The sequence below is a fragment of the Nocardioides sp. CPCC 205120 genome, assembly GCF_048654585.1.
Taxonomy (GTDB): Bacteria; Actinomycetota; Actinomycetes; order Propionibacteriales; family Nocardioidaceae; genus Nocardioides.
Genome location: NZ_JBMCYY010000001.1, coordinates 2,259,692 through 2,277,692, shown reverse-complemented (window position 1 = coordinate 2,277,692; position 18,001 = coordinate 2,259,692). Strand labels below are relative to the sequence as shown.

Annotated in this window: 16 protein-coding genes; 5 read left to right on the top strand and 11 right to left on the bottom strand. The window is 72.3% G+C overall.

Features of this window, described 5'->3' with window-relative positions; genetic code table 11:
- Positions 1-33 precede the first annotated feature (33 nt).
- Positions 34-690, bottom strand: a complete 657-nt coding sequence (locus tag ACOACO_RS10595; RefSeq protein WP_420296185.1) for a thymidine kinase — start codon at positions 688-690, stop codon at positions 34-36.
- 71 nt (positions 691-761) lie between these two features.
- Between ACOACO_RS10595 and ACOACO_RS10590 the strand changes: the two genes are divergently transcribed.
- Positions 762-1,439, top strand: a complete 678-nt coding sequence (locus ACOACO_RS10590; RefSeq protein ID WP_420296184.1) for a response regulator transcription factor — start codon at positions 762-764, stop codon at positions 1,437-1,439.
- Between the two features lie 3 nt (positions 1,440-1,442).
- Entirely contained in the window at positions 1,443-2,867 is a 1,425-nt protein-coding gene (locus ACOACO_RS10585; RefSeq protein WP_420296183.1) for a sensor histidine kinase, read from the top strand.
- Positions 2,868-3,299: 432 nt separating this feature from the next.
- Here the strand turns inward: ACOACO_RS10585 and ACOACO_RS10580 are convergent, their stop codons facing one another.
- A complete protein-coding gene (locus tag ACOACO_RS10580; RefSeq protein WP_420296182.1) occupies positions 3,300-4,244 on the bottom strand; it encodes a hypothetical protein in 945 nt (314 codons plus the stop codon).
- Between the two features lie 3 nt (positions 4,245-4,247).
- A complete protein-coding gene (locus ACOACO_RS10575) occupies positions 4,248-4,787 on the bottom strand; it encodes a SigE family RNA polymerase sigma factor (RefSeq protein WP_420296181.1) in 540 nt (179 codons plus the stop codon).
- Between the two features lie 200 nt (positions 4,788-4,987).
- On the opposite strand from ACOACO_RS10575, the gene ACOACO_RS10570 reads away from it, so the two are divergent.
- Positions 4,988-5,539, top strand: a complete 552-nt coding sequence (locus ACOACO_RS10570) for a hypothetical protein (protein WP_420296180.1) — start codon at positions 4,988-4,990, stop codon at positions 5,537-5,539.
- Positions 5,540-5,591: 52 nt separating this feature from the next.
- On the opposite strand, the gene ACOACO_RS10565 is transcribed toward ACOACO_RS10570, so the two are convergent.
- From ACOACO_RS10565 to ACOACO_RS10545, 5 genes are all read right to left on the bottom strand, one after another.
- A complete protein-coding gene (locus ACOACO_RS10565; RefSeq protein ID WP_420296179.1) occupies positions 5,592-7,094 on the bottom strand; it encodes a hypothetical protein in 1,503 nt (500 codons plus the stop codon).
- A 76-nt stretch (positions 7,095-7,170) separates the two neighbouring features.
- Positions 7,171-8,109: a hypothetical protein gene (locus ACOACO_RS10560; protein ID WP_420296178.1), complete on the bottom strand. Its 939-nt coding sequence runs from the start codon at positions 8,107-8,109 to the stop codon at positions 7,171-7,173.
- Between the two features lie 479 nt (positions 8,110-8,588).
- The gene (locus ACOACO_RS10555) at positions 8,589-9,188 is read right to left on the bottom strand and encodes a helix-turn-helix domain-containing protein (RefSeq protein ID WP_420296177.1); all 600 of its coding nucleotides are present in this window, start codon (positions 9,186-9,188) and stop codon (positions 8,589-8,591) included.
- A 305-nt stretch (positions 9,189-9,493) separates the two neighbouring features.
- Positions 9,494-9,715 carry a hypothetical protein gene (locus tag ACOACO_RS10550; RefSeq protein WP_420296176.1) on the bottom strand — a complete coding sequence of 74 codons (222 nt, stop codon included), beginning with the start codon at positions 9,713-9,715 and terminating at the stop codon, positions 9,494-9,496.
- Positions 9,716-9,778: 63 nt separating this feature from the next.
- Positions 9,779-10,069, bottom strand: a complete 291-nt coding sequence (locus tag ACOACO_RS10545; RefSeq protein ID WP_420296175.1) for a hypothetical protein — start codon at positions 10,067-10,069, stop codon at positions 9,779-9,781.
- 147 nt (positions 10,070-10,216) lie between these two features.
- Between ACOACO_RS10545 and ACOACO_RS10540 the strand changes: the two genes are divergently transcribed.
- Complete coding sequence (locus tag ACOACO_RS10540) at positions 10,217-10,861, top strand: PepSY domain-containing protein (RefSeq protein WP_420296174.1); 645 nt, start codon at positions 10,217-10,219, stop codon at positions 10,859-10,861.
- A 17-nt stretch (positions 10,862-10,878) separates the two neighbouring features.
- Here ACOACO_RS10540 and ACOACO_RS10535 read toward each other — a convergent pair whose 3' ends face one another.
- The 3 genes from ACOACO_RS10535 to ACOACO_RS10525 are packed head-to-tail and all read right to left on the bottom strand — an operon-like array spanning position 10,879 to position 15,352.
- Entirely contained in the window at positions 10,879-12,006 is a 1,128-nt protein-coding gene (locus tag ACOACO_RS10535; protein WP_420296173.1) for an alkaline phosphatase family protein, read from the bottom strand.
- A 4-nt stretch (positions 12,007-12,010) separates the two neighbouring features.
- A complete protein-coding gene (locus ACOACO_RS10530) occupies positions 12,011-12,598 on the bottom strand; it encodes a DUF5998 family protein (protein ID WP_420296172.1) in 588 nt (195 codons plus the stop codon).
- Positions 12,599-12,631: 33 nt separating this feature from the next.
- Positions 12,632-15,352, bottom strand: a complete 2,721-nt coding sequence (locus ACOACO_RS10525) for a GNAT family N-acetyltransferase (RefSeq protein ID WP_420296171.1) — start codon at positions 15,350-15,352, stop codon at positions 12,632-12,634.
- A gap of 121 nt (positions 15,353-15,473) precedes the next feature.
- On the opposite strand from ACOACO_RS10525, the gene ACOACO_RS10520 reads away from it, so the two are divergent.
- Positions 15,474-17,999: a DNA gyrase/topoisomerase IV subunit A gene (locus ACOACO_RS10520; protein ID WP_420296170.1), complete on the top strand. Its 2,526-nt coding sequence runs from the start codon at positions 15,474-15,476 to the stop codon at positions 17,997-17,999.
- Positions 18,000-18,001: the final 2 nt, after the last annotated feature.

Below are 18,001 nucleotides of genomic sequence, written 5' to 3'. Positions count from 1 at the left end.
GTGAACGCGGACCGGGGTCCGTTTGTGCCCGCGTCACTCCCCGAACGGCAGCGGCTCCGGCACCAGCGACACGGCCTTCGCGCGCGCGGCGGTGAGGCGACGGCGGTGGTGCTGGCGGCACAGCACCTCGTAGGCCACCTCGGCGGGCGGCTGGCCGGTCTGGTCGACGTCGCCGACGACGACCTGGTCGCCCTCGGTGACCATGACGCCGTCCTCGGTGCGGGCGTTGTGGGTGGCCCGCTGGCCGCACCAGCACAGGGCCTCGACCTGGAGCACCTGCATGCGGTCCGCCAGCTCGACCAGGCGGGCCGACCCCGGGAACAGCCGCGTGCGGAAGTCGGTGAGGATGCCGAAGCAGAACACGTCGATCTGCAGCTCGTCGACGACCTTCGCGAGCTGCTCGATCTGCTCCGCGGAGTAGAACTGGGCCTCGTCGCAGATGAGGTAGTCGATGCGCTTGCCCCGGGTGAGGGCCCCGACCACGTACTGCCAGAAGTCGAAGTCGTCCGCCACGTCGGCGGCGTCGTGGAACAGCCCGAGCCGCGACGAGATCGTCGCGGAGCCGGCGCGGTCGTGGCTGGTGAAGATGTGCCCCACCCGCCCCCGCGTGGCGTGGTTGTGGTTGGTCTGCAGGGCGAGCGTGCTCTTCCCCGAGTCCATGGTTCCGGTGAAGAAGTGCAGTTCAGCCACGAGGGAGCATCCTAGGCGGAGCCGCCGGCCGTTCAGCCCACGTTCAGCGACGGTGCGGCACGATGACGTCCATGCGCGTGCTGGTGGTCGACGACGAGCGGCGGCTCGCCCGGTCCCTCGAGCTGGGCCTCGAGGCCGAGGGCATGGCGGTGGACGTCGCCCACGACAGCACCGACGGCCTCTGGCTGGCGCGGGAGAACAGCTACGACGCGATCGTCCTCGACCTCATGCTGCCGGGCATCAACGGCTACCGCGTGTGCGCGACGCTGCGCGCGGAGGAGAACTGGACGCCGGTGCTCATGCTCACCGCCAAGGACGGCGAGTGGGACCAGGTCGAGGGCCTCGACACCGGCGCCGACGACTACCTCACCAAGCCGTTCTCCTTCCCCGTCCTCGTCGCCCGGCTGCGCGCCGTCGCCCGGCGCGGGGCCCGGGAGCGGCCCACCGTGCTCGAGGCGGGCGACCTGCGGCTCGACCCCGCCGCCCGGCGGGCGTGGCGCGGCGACGTCGAGCTGTCGCTGACCTCCCGCGAGCTGTCGCTGCTCGCCTTCCTGCTGCGCCACAAGGGCGACGTCGTCTCGAAGCGCCAGGTGCTCGACTCGGTGTGGGACGACGACTTCGACGGCGACCCGAACATCGTCGAGGTCTACGTCCGTTACCTGCGCAACAAGCTGGACCGCCCCTTCGACCGCGCCGCGATCCAGACCGTCCGCGGCGCCGGCTACCGACTCTCCAGCGACGGCGGCTGAGCCGTGACCGCTCCCCCGACCACCAGCCCCGGACGGCGACGCGCCGGCGTCCGCGCGCGCACCACGGCCGCCGCCACCCTCGTGGTGGCCCTCGCCTTCACCGTCGGCGCGGTCGTGCTCGTGCTGGCGCTCGGCGCCTCCCTGCGCGGGGCGGCCGGCGACACAGCCGAGAGCCGCGCCGAGGAGCTGGCCGCCGCCCTGGAGCGGGGCGGGGTCGACGCGCTGCCGACCGCGGAGCCCGACGACGGGGACGGTGACGGTGGCGGGGACCGCGGCGGGGAGGACCGCGGTGAGGACGGCGAGGACGTCGAGGACGTCGCCTGGCAGGTCACCCGCGGCGGCACGCTCGTCGCCTCCTCCGGCACCGGCGGGCTCGCCCTCCCCCTCGCCGACGGCACCACCCGGCTCGACGGGGACCGGTACGTCGTGCGCACCGACGACGTGGACGTGGAGCGGGACGAGGGCGACGGGGAGCAGGAGCACGTCGTCGCCGTCGCCGTCACGCTCGAGGACGCGCAGGACTCCGTGGCCGCGCTCTGGCCGCTGCTCGCAGCCGGCATCCCGGTGGCCGTGCTGCTCGTCGGCGCCACCATCTGGCTCGTCACGGGCCGTGCCCTGCGCCCGGTGGAGCGCATCCGCTCCGAGGTCGCCGCCATCGGCTCGGGGGCGCTCGACCGACGCGTCCCCGTCCCACCCTCGGGCGACGAGGTCGCCCGCCTGGCCACCACCATGAACGAGATGCTCGCGCGGCTCGAGGGTGCCGCCCGCCGCCAGCGCGCCTTCGTCTCCGACACCTCCCACGAGCTGCGCTCGCCGCTGGCGAGCCTGCGCCAGACCGCGGAGGTCGCGCGGGCCCACCCGGGCGCCCTGGACGAGGGCGAGCTGGTGACGGCGGTGCTGGAGGAGACCGCCCGCCTGCAGCACCTCGTGGAGCAGATGCTGGTGCTCACCCGCACCGAGGAGGGGGCGGCGACGCGGCGGCGTACCGAGGTCGACCTCGACGACCTGCTCCTGGCCGAGGTCGCACGACTGCGCCGCAACCGCCCCGACCTGCGCGTCGACGGCGCGGGCGTGCGGCCGGTGCGCACCACGGGCGACGGCCCGGCCCTGGGCCAGGTCGTGCGCAACCTCGTCGACAACGCCGCCCGCCACGCGGCCGGCGCGGTCGCCCTGGCCTCGACGGTCCGGCCCGACGGCGTCGTCGAGCTCGTCGTGGACGACGACGGGGCCGGGGTTCCGGCGGCGGACCGGGGCCGCGTCTTCGAGCGCTTCGTGCGCCTCGACGAGGCCCGGGCCCGCGACGACGGCGGCAGCGGGCTGGGCCTGGCCATCGTCCGGGAGGTCGCGCGCGCCCACGGCGGCGACGCCGTCGTCGTGCCCTCGCCCCTCGGCGGCGCCCGCTTCGTGGTGACCCTGCCCGCCTGCTGAGCGGTAGTCCAGCACCGAGTCAATTTCCGTCGAGACGCCGTCGCGACACTCGCGGCCTCCACGAACACCCGCTCCGCACCTGCCGCGTCCAGCGCGTTGACCGACAGCTCGGCCGGCTGGCTTCCGGTCGAGACGCGCGAAGCCCACCGGGGTCCGCACCCGCGCCGGCGCCGGCCCAGCAGCCGACGGGCTGGACGACGGCCCACCACGCGAGGCAGTTGGGCTCACAAACGATAGGTGGGCGCCTAGTGAGCCGTAGTTTTCGGCCACGGGTTCTGACCCACCGCGAGGTGGCCCTTGGGCGTTCGACCAACGGCAGGCTCAATAACGAACGATCAAGAGCCGGTGCGGCCGGTTGTAGGAAACCGACAATCGACACGTCGTCGCGCGGTCGGAACCGCCGCCCAAGAAAAGAGTTCTCGGGCGCGCCTCTTACGACCCCTGTGCGCCCGCGTCGATCGGGCCTGAGGGCGCGTACGACGGCCCCCGGAGGGGCCGTTCCTCCTCCACCCGCAATACACCGCGAACGTCAGACAAGGCGGATCGCGCCGCGTCGACATCGCCGCGCACGTGCACGACAGCGCCAACGGGGGTGTGCTCGACCTCGGCTACAACCACCTCACCGAGGGCCGAATCGCGCGCTCGGCGATCGAGCTCGACTCGGAGATCCGCGGATTCGGCACCTGACCAGGTCGACGTCAGCAACTGGAGCTCGATACCCAGCCCGTTGGCCTTTGCTTCCAACGCGTCATCCCAGTCAGAATCGGGTCGCTCACGCCAAATGGTAGTGATGCCCGCGGACTGTACGTGGTCGACCGAAAACTCGCCGAACCCGCTCGAAATCTCGGACGCGTTCTGCGTGATGAACTCGTCGAAAGTCAGGACGCCCTCGTCGTTCATCGGCTGTGTCACCACTGTGTTGAATCTGACCGGGACTTGCATCTCGGCCGCACGTGTCACGACCGCTCCCAGCAGGCCCTCCCTGTCTTCCCCGGCCCCGCTGATCACAAGCGCGTCCTCAGTCAACTCGAGAGCGAATGCCGCTCGCTGGAACCCGGCGGCGTATACGTCTCGGTAAAGGAGCGGGAGCTCGTAGCCGTCCTCGGAGGCAGGGGGCTGAGTTGCGAGGTCGGCTGCCTGGCCGGGAGGTTCGTCGCCGATGCCGTTGAGAGCGCTACCGGCGGCCGCCGACCCGAAAGCGAGGACTGCGACGGTGGAAACTGCAAGCAAGGTTTGCGCCCGCCGGCGCTTTCGGCGACCGCGTTCGATCGCCTTCGAAACGAGGAGCTCGGATACGGGGTCGAGATCGTAGGACGAGTAGGCCCGGCGGAGTTGCGCCTGGAAGTTCGAGTTCGGATTGTTCTTACGGGAGTTCATTGGCTACACCTCGCAATCTTGGGCGACGACGCCAGCGCGGGCGATCTCCACTCTTAGTCGCTGGAGACCGATGTGCGAGTTCTTCTTCACGGAACCCACCGAGCAGCAAAGGATCTCTGCTACGTCAGCAACAGCAAGGTCCTCTAGGTAACGAAGCACCACCACATTGCGCTGATGCGGCGAGAGCGCACGAAGACTCGACCTCAGAACGTCGCGATCTAGCGCCGCGTCCTCCCATTCCAGGCCAACGTCTTTAGACGCCGACTCATCGACGGAATCAGCGAAGTCCATCGGGAATTCGCTCTTATTGAGCCTCAGCCGCATTCGGGATCGCTGGGCGTTCAACACGACTTGACGCGCATAGGCGTACGGCTCGCTGGGGGGTCGTGACTGCCACCGAACCCAGATGCGCTCCAGAGCCGTTTGGAGCAGATCCTCGCCGTCGTGACCGTCCGCAGCAATCATTGTCGCGAAGTTGTGGAGGCGGGGGCCCACTGCGTCGACGAAAGCGGCGAAGTCATCGCTGGAGCGGTCCTTGCCCATCGACGTCCCACCCCCTGCGCCGTGCACTCCACTCTGGCCTCACACATACAAGACGCGCCGGGCGCCCCAATCGGTTACCTCTCACTCGCTGTTTGCTGTGCGGCGCGCTTCGCTCCTAGCGAAGCGGCCGCCGCCCAGGCTCACAAACCACCGTTTGTGACTGGAAGCTGGATGGCCTTTGGATCGACGAAGATGGCTTGGTGAAGCCCTGGGAGTCGATCGTCCACATGTCCCACGAGGAGCGCCTGGCGTACGAGACCGAGCAGATCCGAGAGGTAGTCGAGGAGCTGCTTGCAGAGGACGGTGATCGGGCTTCTTTCGTCGTTGAATCGGGCACCGCCCTGATGTGGGGCGACCTTCGTGCTGCAACCGCGACCCTGTCCTTGGTCGAAGACCCTGAGGGGCCGCGGGTCATGGTGTGGGCAGACTGGGACAGCCTTTTCGGCGTCGATCTGCCGCTGCCCGAGAACGTGACTGCCGTAGAACAGCCGTTGAACGGTGAGGAGAACACGCCGTGGTGGCGGAGCGTCTGTCGGGAGTACCACCGAGAACACGCCGACATCGGCCTCTCCGTGCTCCGCGGCGATTGCGAGTCCAGCGGCGAGCTCATCGGGGCGCTTGTTCGCCGCCGCAGTTGGACCATTCATACGCGGCACCATGGCACGGTGGTCCTTGGCCAGAGCCGATCCCGGGTGTTCCCGTCGCTGCAATGGTCCTGGGGAGACCGGAAACCTCCCGCGTCGACGGCTTGAAGCCCCCTTGGTGCCTAACCTCCCGCAGCTCGCAAACCACCGTTTGGGCAACTCAGTCGTGAAAGAGGCTCATGTCCCGCTGGATGGTGTGCGGCGTCGCTGCGAGCACGGCCTCCCGGAACCGCTCGCCCCCGTTCCAATCGTCCAGGTCGAGCACGCAGGCGCGGCCGCGACCGTCCATCAACTCCAGAGCGCCGTCTGGGCACAGCCCGACCAGTGCCAGGGTGGTGAGGTCGAGGGTCTCCCAGTCGTCTCGCAGCCGGCGCCACAGCACGGTGTCGGCGACTCCCAGCATCACCCGTCTTCGGTAGCGGCCCGTGGGTCTTGCACGCGCCGTCCAACGTCGCGGCCGACGGCTCGTTGCGGGGCGCCACGGGCTGAAGTCGTCGAGAACGAGGCCCAGCTCGTCGGCGAGGCCGTCGCGTAGCTCCTCCGTCTCGTCATACGCCACGAGGAGAGAGCCGAGCGCGTCAGCCAGCGTCTTGGTGAGCTCGTGGGGGGTGATGGTCTCGATGATCCGCAGGAGGTCCGGCGGCTCCGGGGGACGCGGGAATCCCTGAAGGTCGGCCTCGGTCGCCGCGTCCAGGTAACGCCCCCACGCGTAGGGGTTGTCCAGGTCGTTGCGCCACCCGGTCTGGGTGCGTGCGAGCCCCATCGCGCTGACGCCGTCCCGGGCGATGCGCCGCAACGCAAGGGTGGCCTCCTCGACCGTCCGCGCCACGTCGTCCTCGACCGGGTCGAGCACGAAGTCGAGCTGGGCGCGACCTTCGCCTATCCCGGTGATCTCAGGGATGACGGAGTAGATGAGCCCGCAATCGTGGCGCAATGCCCTCAACAGGTCGTGCACGACCACGTCCCGCAGGATCGGCGCGAGACCGGCATCGACGAGCAGGGAGAGCGCCACACCACCCTTCCCGCTCTCGACGAGACTGGGGCGGGTCACCAGGGGCACGCTCACTGAACGGGCGGGCACCGGACGCTCCGGCAGCTGGACGTTGAGGCCCGCTGGCACGGGTCCGGCGAAGTGCAGGCGGGCGTTGCTGCGTGTGGCCCAGGTGCTGATCCACTGCTGTGCGTCTGGGGCGGTGAGGTACGACGTGGCCGGCTCGCCCGTGTGGTGGGCGTTGCCCACCCCGCCGACCCCGTAGCGGTAGGTCAGCAGCCCGGCGCCGAATACCCCTCCGCCGCCCCGCTCGGCTCGAACCACACGTCGTTCGCGGTCGACGTTGTTCGGGTCGAAGTGGGGTGCCGCCAGTACGGCGCCGATCTGGTTGAGGCCGGCGGCCACCTCGGCCGGCGTGCCGGTGACCGAGAACTCGAGCGTGTGCGCAGACGTGATGCCTTCCGCTCGCGGCGGGATCGTCTCGTCGAGGACACGGAACACCAGGTGCTCGGCCAGGTGCGTGATCCCCATCTGCAGCGGCGCCTCGTCGGCGGTGCCGACCCCGATGGACAACGTGCCGACGTACGGCGGGTAGGCGCCCTCGAGCGTTGTCGTTGGGATGCCGTTGTGGGTCGCCCCGTCCACGACGCGGGGCGGGGATGGGTCGGCCACCGCGTCAAGGTGACAGACACGGCTGCGGGACTGCAAACAGGTCGAGGGCAGGCGGACGCCGTAGGGGCAACGTCCGTTAGCTGAGTCCGACGGCCTGGAGCAGTTGAGTGACGCCGGTTGATGTGGCGGTAGTGAGAGCCGTGGACCCCACGAGCCCGGCCAATCGCTCGAGGCCACGGGCGCGCGCTACGACGTCATCGGTATCGCCGCGCTGCACTGCGCCCTCCAGGTCGCCGATGGCGCGTTCGGCGACGTCGCGCAGACCGGGGTCGTCCACATCGGCTAGGGCGTCGCGCATCGCTCGGAAGATCTTTTCCAGCGCGGCGGCGTCGAGACCCTGGTGCTGCGTCTGGTTGACGGTCTGGCCTTGAGCGACCTGTCCAGACACGGGACCGTGAAAGTTCTGGCTGTTGTGGACGCTCATGGTGGCCTCCGCGGGTTGGGGGTTGAGGTAGTTCTGCACGTTGCCGTTGTGGTAGTCGGCGCACGCTTGGCCACGTGCTGTGAGGGAGGCTAGAAGCAGTTCGGGACCCCATGTCTTGATGCCCTTGATGAGCCCCTCGCCCTCGAGGAACGCTGCGGCCGCACTGACCTCTGCCGGCTCGAACGCGGTTCCGTAGAAGTCGCAGGGGCCCTCCGCAACAAACTGAGCGACCTCTTGGACCTCGCCCACGTCGGCGAGCCAAAGCACAATCGCGTCGCGGCAGGCGATGCGCCGGGCACGACCGTTCTGGCGCAGGGCACGCACACGGTCGAGCTCCAGCCGGCCAGCGGCCGTCACCATCGGCCAGGGCCAGGGAACGAAACCGGGCTTACACCCATACCGCTTCGCGTCCTGCTTCACCGTCTTCACCCATGCGCGCGCCTCCGCGCCCCGCCATGCGGCATCGCCGTCACCGGGGTAGCCATCGAGGAAGTCGCGACGCCTCCGCACGTCAACGCTCTCAGCCCACTCCGTGAACTGCAGCGCCGCCAGCGTCGCGTCGTCAAGGCTCCAGTCAGGATCTCCCGTCACAGCCCGTCCCCCTTCCCTCTCCCGTTGGCGGGCCGGTCTAGCTATCGCCGGCCGCGGCCCTCGTCCACCAGGCCGGGGGGTCTTATCCCTGGGCCCTCGTGGGGCTTTTCGTGGCCAGTCTCCCGCATCCCCACCGCGGCCGCCGACGCTCTTCCACAGGTCGCGGACACAGACCTAGGTCGGCACGCCGTTGACCGGCTTGACCCACGACAAGTCCAGGGGCGGCTTGCCGCTCGCGTCGACGGGCCGTAGGCACGCTTGGTGCACCCAGTCGAGCTTCATCCGCGGGGAGCCGCCGTGCGCGGGCGCGCTGGTGTCGAACCACGCGCAGAACCCCACCAGGAGCCGTCGCGCTCGTCGCGGCGCCAGGTCATCAGGAGTCCGACGCGCGCGGTGTCGATGCCCCACCGCGCGGTGGGGTCGACCCACGCGTGCCCGAACCCAGCCGCCATCCACACAGACTAGAACGAGTGTTCGATTCAGGGTGGCGGGATGCTCCGGTCAGCTCGAGCAGCGGCCGCGAGGAACGCCTGAGCGCCGATGCGCTGCAGCAAGTGGTCCTCCCGGATCCAGTTCCGCGCACCCACACGGGTCGCCGGCAGCCGCTCCTGGGCCACCAGCAGCCGCACCCACCCCGAGCTGCAGCCGAGCAGGCCGGCAGCCTGCTCGGTGGTGTACCAGCGATGCTCGGCGTCCGGCGGACCCGCCGCCCGGGCGTGCTCGGACGCCTCGGCGGCCTCGGTGGCGCGGCGTCGGCGCTCGGCCGCGCGCTCACCGTCGACGAGCTGGCGCAGCGTGTCGACGTCGCCGCGGGCGATGCTCGCGCGGGTGCCGGGCCGCTGGGTCAGGGTGCCTTCTGTGAGGGCGCGCAGGACGCGGCCGCGGGTGCAGCTGGCCAGGCGAGCCGCCTCGGCGATGGTGACCCACTGCGCCTCCCGGGCCACCAGGTCCTCGAGGGAGACCTGGTCAATCCACCAACGCTCGCGGTGCCGCACGGCCGCCAGCTCGCCGACCTGGATACGACGCACGACCATCGCCCGGGAGACCCCCAGGGCGACCGCGGCCTCCGCGGTCGTCACCTCTTCAGGCGCCTCAGCGGTGACCTTCGCCCGCGCGGCACCCCGTCGAGCGGCCTCAGCTCGTCGAGCCGCCAGCCGAGCGGCCCGCTCTTCACGTTGCCGACGCTGTTCCCCGCGGGCGCGGACCCGTCCGGCCCACCAACGCGCGAACTCCTCGACGGAGGCCCGTTCCAGCGTCGGGCGGCTACCGGCCCGAGGGCGGGTGCGCAAGAGAATGCCGGGCAGACGGCTGTGCCAGTCGATCGACGTGACCGGGCAGCCGGCGATCGCGCAGCCTCGACCTGCGTCACCCACTCCTGCACAACTCAGGTGGTCCGGTCGCCCGGGCCGGCGAGGCGGGTGTGCGGGAGGCGGCCGGCCTCGCGCTCGACGTCGACGATAGGGACCGTCGGCGGGTAGTCGATGGGTGCGAGCCCGGAGCCGGGCAGGGGCGTGTGCAGGCGGGCGTGCTCGAGCAGCTCGTACTCGGGGGTGACGTACTCCCCCGGCTCGTCGACGGCGTAGGGGTCCAGGTCGACGTCGACCACGACCTGCACACCGGCGCGCGGCCTCGGCTTCGACCTCCGCCCGTAGCCGCAGGGCGTACTCGCTCAGCTCGCGGGTCTGCTGGTCCTCCAGCGCCTGGATGCGCTGCACGTGCGGCGCCTCGACGGCCCGCCTGCGCGCGTCGAGGTCGACCAGGACGGGCGGGGGGCGTCGTCACGCGAGACCGACACCGCACCGATGAACGCGTTCGGGTCCTCCAACTGCTCGACGATAGCCGCGATCGACTCCGCCGACACACCGAGCGCGACCAGGTCCTCGCGCCACCGCTGTTCGACGAACGGCGGAGCGTCCTCCTCGAGCGGCACCACCGTGCGGACCCCCTGGTGGTACTCCACGCCGTACTCCCCCGCTTGCTGAACGCGCCTTCAGGTGCGTTCAGGGAGGCTTCAGCGGCCCCGGGGGACGGTGGTGCCACCACCCCGGGCGCGAGGCCCGGCCCGCCGCCGCAGCGGCGCGCGGGACACCGAGAGGGAGGCACCACCATGAGCATCCGCGACAAGGTCCGCACGAAGCGCGTCGTCGTCCCCACCGTCGCCGCCATCGCCCTGGTCGGGGCCGGCGGCCTCACCTGGGCCGCCGTCGCCGGCGACGACGACGGCCTGTCGGACAGCCAGCGCAGCAGCGCCGAGGAGGCGGCGCTCGAGGAGGTCGGCGGGGGCCGCGTGCTCGACGTCGACGTCGACGACGAGACCGACGAGGGCGGCGCCCGCGTCTACGAGCTCGAGGTCGTCGACGCCGACGGCGAGCGGTGGGACGTCGTCCTCGACGAGGACCTCACCGTCCTCACCTCCGCCGCTGACCGCGACGCTGACCGCGACGACGACCGCGACGACGACCGCGACGACGACCGCGACGACGACCGCGACCATGGCGACGCCGACGCCGCTACGACGGACGCCCCCGGCTCGGCGGGCGGGGTCGGGGACGACGCCCCGGTCGCCGAGGAGGAGCGGGCCCGCGTCGTCACCGCCGCGGAGGCGGCCGTCGAGGGCGGCACGGCGGTGGACGTCGACCGCAGCGACGACGCCGGCGAGGCCTTCGAGGTCGAGGTCGTCGACGCGCAGGGCCAGGACTGGGACGTCACGCTCGACGCCGACCTGCAGGTCGTCTCCGCGGTCCGCGACTGACGGCGTACCCGGGCCCGTCAGGCCACGAGGACCGGGATGAGCATCTCGTCGGCGGTCAGGGACCCGTGGAGACCGACGAGCTCGGCCTCGTACCCGAACCGCCGCGTGGACACGATCGCCGTGTCGCCCGTGCAGGCGACGAGCACGTCGCCGAGGCGCGGGCGCACGGCGTCGGTGGTCGGGCCGAACCAGCCGCGCTCCACGGCGTCCTCCCGCTCCAGCACGAGCGCGCGGTCGCCCAGCGTCTCCCGCCACGCGGCGAGCACGCCGGGCACGTCGCGGGTGGAGCAGTAGAGGTGGCGCAGGCGGGCCTCGCCGCCCAGCAGCCACACGCCGTCGAGCAGCTCGGGGTGGGCGTCCACGTCGACGCGGGCCTCCGGCGTCGTGTCGACCATGCCGTGGTCGGCGACGACGACCATCCGCACCTCGGGCGGCAGCGCACCCCGCAGCCGCTCGGCGTCGGCGTCCACCATCGCCAGCTCCTGCAGCCACGCGGCGGAGGCGACACCGTGCTGGTGGCCCGTCGCGTCGAGCTCGGACTCGTAGACGTAGGTGAGCGAGGGTCGGCGGCGGGTCGCCTCCTGCACCGCCGCGACGCGGTCGCGGACCCGGTCCACCCCGACGTACGTCGCCCCGCGGTGCGCCGCACGGGTGAGCCCGGAGCCCTCGAAGGCCGGCTTGGCGACGCTGGTGACCGCCACCCCGGCGGCCGCCAGGCGCTGGAAGAGGGTGTCGTGCGGCTGCCACTGCAGCGGGTCCACGCGGTCGTCCCAGGCCAGGGCCTGCAGCAGGCGGTCGGTGCCGGGCACCCGCGAGGTGAAGCCGACGAGGCCGTGGGCGCCCGGGGCGAGGCCGGTGCCCAGCGAGGTCAGGCTCGTCGCGGTGGTCGAGGGCACCCCGGCGGTGGCCGCCTCGGCCCCGGCCGCCAGCGCGGAGAGGAACGGGGCGTCGCGGGCGTGCCGCGCGAGCAGGTTGGCCCCCAGACCGTCGATGAGCAGCACGACGTACGCCGGGGCGTCCGGCAGCACGAGGTCGGTCGGGGCGGGGCCGACGACGTCGCCCCGGCCCAGCGCGTGGGCGACGGCGGGCACGACGTCGCCCAGCGAGCGCGCGCCGTACGCCGGGGGGACGAGGAGGTCGGCCACCGGGTCAGGCGGGCCGGGTGAGCGCCGACAGCGCGTCGGCGAAGGCCAGCAGGCCCAGCACCGCGTCCTTGCCGTCGGCGGCCGAGGAGACGCGCAGCGAGAAGTCGTCGCCCAGCAGCTCGCCGGTGTAGCCGTGGTCGGCGTCGCAGTCCGGGTCGTCGCAGGCGGCCGGCATCAGCTCGATGCGGCTCACGCCGCCCCAGCCGATGGTGAGCACGGCCTCGGCGGGCAGGCTCGGGCCCTTCGTCGGGTTGGTCGTCATGCGGGTGACGACGACGGAGCGGACGGCCGAGAGCGCCACGGCCTCCGACGACGTGGAGGTGTAGGGCTGCGGGAGCAGCTGGTCCCCCGCGTGCTCGTCGGTGTGCACCTGGATCAGCCGGGTGGGCGTCAGCACGGCCACGGTGATGTGGCGGCGCACCTCGTCGCGCTCGATCGTCGGCTCGTGGTGCACGTAGTAGGCGAGCACCTCCTCGCCGCCGACGGCCCCCTGGACGCCGTCGACGACCACCTCGGGGTAGTACCCGGTGCGCTCGATCGCGGTCCGGAGCTCGGCGGTGCGGTCGGTCGGGCGGGCGGAGCGGCTCTGCATGGACCGAAGTGTGGCACGCGCGGGCGGGGGCCCTCACTCCGGCAGCGTGTCCCCCACCATCGCGTTGAGGCGGCGCACGAACCAGTCGGACCGGGCGTCGGCGACCGGCTCGACCCGCGCGGCCGCGTTGAGCACGGTCGCGCCCTCCGCGCCGGCGAGCACCAGGGACAGGTCGAGCATGCGGACCTGCGGGATGTCGTTCTGCAGCTGGGCGACCCGGCGGACCAGCCGCTCGACGTCGGCGACGTCGGCGACGTCGCCGCCGCGGTAGCCGAAGAGCAGCGGCGCGGCCTTGATCTCGCGGACCATCTCGGCGGCGTCGACCCGGCTCAGCGGCGGGATGCGGTAGACGCGGTCGCCCAGCAGCTCGGTCAACGGGCCCGAGACCCCGAAGGAGATGACCGGCCCGAACAGCGGGTCCTCGACGGAGCCGATCGAGACCGGCACGCCAGGCCGTGCGACCTTCTGCACGACGAAGCCGGCGGAGCCCGGGTCGATGATGACGCCGCCGAGGAACTCCCAGGCGTCGGCCATCTCGCGCTCGTCGTCGATGTTGCGCCACACGTGCGCCTGGTCGGGGCGCTCGCGCAGCCGCTCGGCCGTGGCCTTGAGCACCACGCCCCAGCCGAGCCGCTCGCCGGCGGCCACCGCCTGCTCGAGGCTGGTCACGGGCACCGCCGGCCACAGCTCCACGCCGTAGCAGGCGAGCAGCTGCACCAGCTCGTCCGAGTCGAGCACGTGCCCGTCGGGGTGGCGCAGCAGCAGCTCGTTGACGAAGCGCTTCGCCTCGGTGGGGTCGATCTCGTCGTCCTCCTCCTCGGCGCCCTGCTTGCCGAGCCACACCGAGTAGCCCACGACCCGGGCCAGGGCGCGCACCGCGGCCTCCACGGCCGGGTACGACGGCACGGAGCCGCGACCGGCGGTCGCGCCGGCGACGTCGGGCACGCGCAGCAGCTCGGGGATGCCCTCGGAGCCGAGGAAGGTGGAGACCAGGGGCTTGTCGGACTGCTCCCCCACCGCGGCGAGCACGTTCGCGACGTCCTCGCCGGAGACGTCGAGCGGCGGGATGTAGACCGCCACGACCGCGTCCACGTCCGGGTCGTCGATGGCGGCGTCGAGCGCGTCCTCGAAGTCCTCCGCACCGGCGTCGGCGCCCAGCTGCACGGACTTGTTGACCACGAGGCCGACCGAGACGGCGGCGTCGGTGGCGAGCAGGCCGAGCGCGTCGGAGTTGCCGACGACGGCCACGCGGCGCCCGCGCGGCAGCGGCTGGTGGGCGAGGAGCTGGGCGACGTCGAACATCTCGTCGAGGGTGTCGACCTGGATGACGCCGGACTGGGCGAACATCGCGTCGACCGCCTCGGGCGGCGCGCCGATGGTGCGCACCGCGTGGCCCATGGGCACGCCCTGGGTGTTGCGGCCCGAGCGCACGGCGACGATCGGCTTGCGGCGCGAGACGCGCCGGGTGATGCGGGAGAACTTGCGCGGGTTGCCGATGGACTCCAGGTAGAGCAGGACGACCTCGGTCGACTCGTCCTCCTCCCAGTACTGCAGGAGGTCGTTGCCGGAGACGTCGGCGCGGTTGCCGGCCGACACGAAGGTCGACAGGCCCAGGCCCCGGTTCTGCACCTTCTCGAGGATCGCCGAGCCGAGCGCACCCGACTGGCAGAAGAAGCCCGCGCGGCCGCGGGGCGGCATCACCGTCGACAACGACGCGTTGAGCTGGCGGGTCGGGTGGGTGTTGATGATGCCCAGGCAGTTGGGCCCGATCAGGCGCAGGCCGTAGCTGCGGGCCAGGCCCACGAGCCGGCGCTGGCGCTGGCGGCCCTCCTCGCCCGTCTCGGCGAAGCCCGAGGAGATGACGATGAGGCCGTGCACGCCCTTCGCGGCGCAGTCGAGCACCACGTCCTGCACCGCCTCGGCCGGCACCGCCACGATCGCGACGTCCACGTCACCGGGGATGTCGGCGACCGAGGCGTACGACGGCAGCCCGGCCACCGCCTCGGTCGAGGGGTTCACGACGTACACGCGGCCCGTGTAGTCACCGGTGACGAGGTTGCGCACCAGCGTGCGGCCCACGGTCTCCTGGCGGCGGCTGGCGCCGATGATCGCGACCGAGCGGGCGTCGAAGAACGCCTCGATGGAGGCGGACTCGGCGCGGTGCTCGCGCTGCTGCATGACGCCGATGGCGGTCTCGGTGGGGTCGATGTCGAACTCGAGGGTGACCACGCCGTCCTCGAAGCCCGACGCGACGTGGTAGCCCGCGTCCTGGAAGGTCTGGATCATCCGCCGGTTGTCGGGCAGCACGTCGGCGGTGAAGACCTGGATGCCGCGCTCGCGGCCCGCCTGGGCGAGGTGCTCGAGGAGCACCTGCGCGATGCCGCGTCCCTGGTGGGAGTCCTGCACGAGGAAGGCGACCTCGGCCTTGGCGGCCTCGTACGCGTCGTACCGGCCCACGGCGATCATGTCGCCGCGCACCGTGAGCACGAAGGCGACCCGGCGCACGTGGTCGACGTTGGTGAAGCGCAGCACGTCGCGCTCGGAGAGCCGCGGCATCGGGGTGAAGAAGCGGTAGTACTTCGACTCGTCGGAGACCCGGGCGTAGAAGTCCACGAGCAGCTCGGCGTCGCCGGGGCCGATGGGCCGGATGTGCGCCGTGCGCCCGTCCCGCAGCAGGACGTCGGCCTCCCAGTGGCGGGGCGGCTCGGGCACCTCGGAGGTCTCGGGCACCCCGTCGTCGGCGGTCGCGGTCACGGGGTCCAACCTATCGCCTGGGCACCGCGGGGCGTGCGGGTGCTGCGCGCCACGCCAGGTGCGCGGGGCCGGACGGCGAGCCGGGCGCGGCGCCGGGCCGACGCTCCGCGACAATGCGCCCATGGCTCGACGCACGCCACCCCCGCCCGCCGACGACGTCGAGGAGCACATCCTCGACATCGACGTCTCCGACGAGATGCGCACCTCCTTCCTGGAGTACGCCTACTCGGTCATCTACTCGCGCGCCCTGCCGGACGCCCGCGACGGCCTCAAGCCGGTCCAGCGCCGCATCCTGCACACGATGAACGACATGGGCCTGCGCCCCGACCGGGGGCACGTGAAGTCGGCCCGCGTGGTCGGCGAGGTGATGGGCCGGCTGCACCCCCACGGAGACGGCGCGATCTACGACGCCCTCGTGCGCCAGGCCCAGCCCTGGGCGGTGCGCCTGCCGATGATCGACGGGCACGGCAACTTCGGCTCGCCCGACGACCCGCCCGCCGCGATGCGCTACACCGAGTGCCGCATGGCACCCGCAGCGGTGGCGATGACCGACTCGATCGAGGAGGAGACGGTCGACTTCCGGCCGAACTACGACTCCCGCGAGCTGGAGCCCGTCGTGCTGCCGGCGGCGATCCCGAGCCTGGTGGTCAACGGCACCACGGGCATCGCGGTCGGCATGGCGACCAACTGCGCCCCGCACAACCTCGGCGAGACGGTCGCCGCGCTGCGCCACCTCATCGAGCACCCCGAGGCCGACGTCGAGGCGATCATGCGCTTCATGCCGGGCCCCGACCTGCCGACCGGCGGCAAGATCGTCGGTCTCTCCGGCATCCGCGACGCCTACGAGACGGGGCGCGGGTCGTTCAAGATGCGCGCCACCGCCCGCATCGAGACCATCGGGCGCCGCAAGGGCATCATCGTCACCGAGCTGCCCTACGGCGTCGGCACCGAGAAGGTCGTCGAGCGCATCAAGACGCTCGTGCAGGGCAAGAAGCTGCAGGGCATCGCCGACATCAAGGACCTCACCGACCGGGAGAAGGGCCTGCACCTCGTCATCGAGGTCAAGAACGGCTTCCACCCCGAGGCGCTGCTCGAGCAGCTCTACAAGCAGACGCCGATGGAGGACTCCTTCGGCATCAACGCCGTCGCCCTCGTCGACGGCCAGCCCCGCACGCTGGGCCTCAAGGAGATGCTCGAGGTCTTCCTCGCCCACCGGTACGACGTGGTGCGGCGCCGCTCGACGTTCCGCCGCGGGAAGGCCGCCGACCGCCTGCACCTCGTCGAGGGCCTCCTGCTGGCGCTCGTCGACATCGACGAGGTCATCCAGGTCATCCGCACCAGCGACGACGCCGGCGCGGCGCGCGAGCGCCTGATGACGGTCTTCGACCTGTCCGAGGCCCAGGCGCAGTACATCCTCGAGATGCAGCTGCGCCGCCTCACCCGCTTCAGCAAGCTGGAGCTGGAGAAGGAGTCCGAGGAGCTGCGGCGCACCATCGAGGAGCTCGACGCGATCCTCGCCGACGAGCGCCGCCTGCGGGCCGTCGTCTCCGACGAGCTGGCCGCGGTGGCCCGCGAGCACGGCACCCCCCGCCGTACCGTCCTGCTGGAGTCGGCGTCGCTGCCGGCCACCGCGGCGGTGCCGCTGGAGGTCGCCGACGACCCGTGCTTCGTGCTCCTGTCCTCCACCGGCCTGCTCGCCCGCACCCGTACGGCGGAGCCCGCCAGCACCAGCGCCGAGCCCGGCGCCCGCGTGCAGCACGACGTCGTCGTCTCCGCGGTGCGGAGCACGGCGCGCGGCGAGGTCGGGGTGGTGACGAGCGCCGGGCGCGTGCTGCGCCTCGGGGTGCTCGACCTGCCCTCGCTGCCCGACACCGCCAGCGACCCCCACCTCGCGGGCGGCCACCCGGTGAGCGAGTTCGTCGCGCTCGAGGGCGGCGAGCGCGTCCTGTGCCTCACCGCGCTGCGCGAGGACGGGCCGGGCCTCGCGCTCGGCACCCGCCAGGGGGTCGTGAAGCGGGTCAACCCCGAGGTGCCGAACCGCGACGACTGGGAGGTCGTGCGCCTGGCCGACGGCGACGAGGTCGTCGGCGCGGTCGAGCTCGCCACCGGACGCGAGGAGCTCTGCTTCACCACCTCCGACGCCCAGCTGCTCCACTTCCCGGCCGACGCGGTCCGTCCGCAGGGGCGGGCGGGTGGCGGTGTCGCCGGCATCAAGCTCGCGGCCGGCGCCCGGGTCGTGCACTTCACGGCCTTCGACCCCGACGGCCCGCCCGGGCTCGAGGGCCACGAGCCCGTGGTCGTCACGGTCGCCGGCTCCTCCACCGCGCTGCCCGGCACGGACGTCGGCACCGTGAAGGTGACCCCGTTCAGCGAGTACCCCGGCAAGGGCCGGGCCACGGGCGGCGTGCGCTGCCACCGCTTCCTGCGGGGCGAGGACGCCCTCGTGCTCGCGTGGGCCGGCCCGGGCCCGGCGCGCGCCGCCGCTGCCTCGGGCGCGCCCGTCGACCTGCCGCCCGCCACCGGTCGGCGCGACGGCTCCGGCGTCGCCGTGGCGCAGCCCGTCGCGGGCTGCGGCGCACCGGTCCTGGCGACCCAGGTCGGGCTCGGCGCCGACCCGCTCCCGACGCACCTCGATGTGGAAGGCTGAGC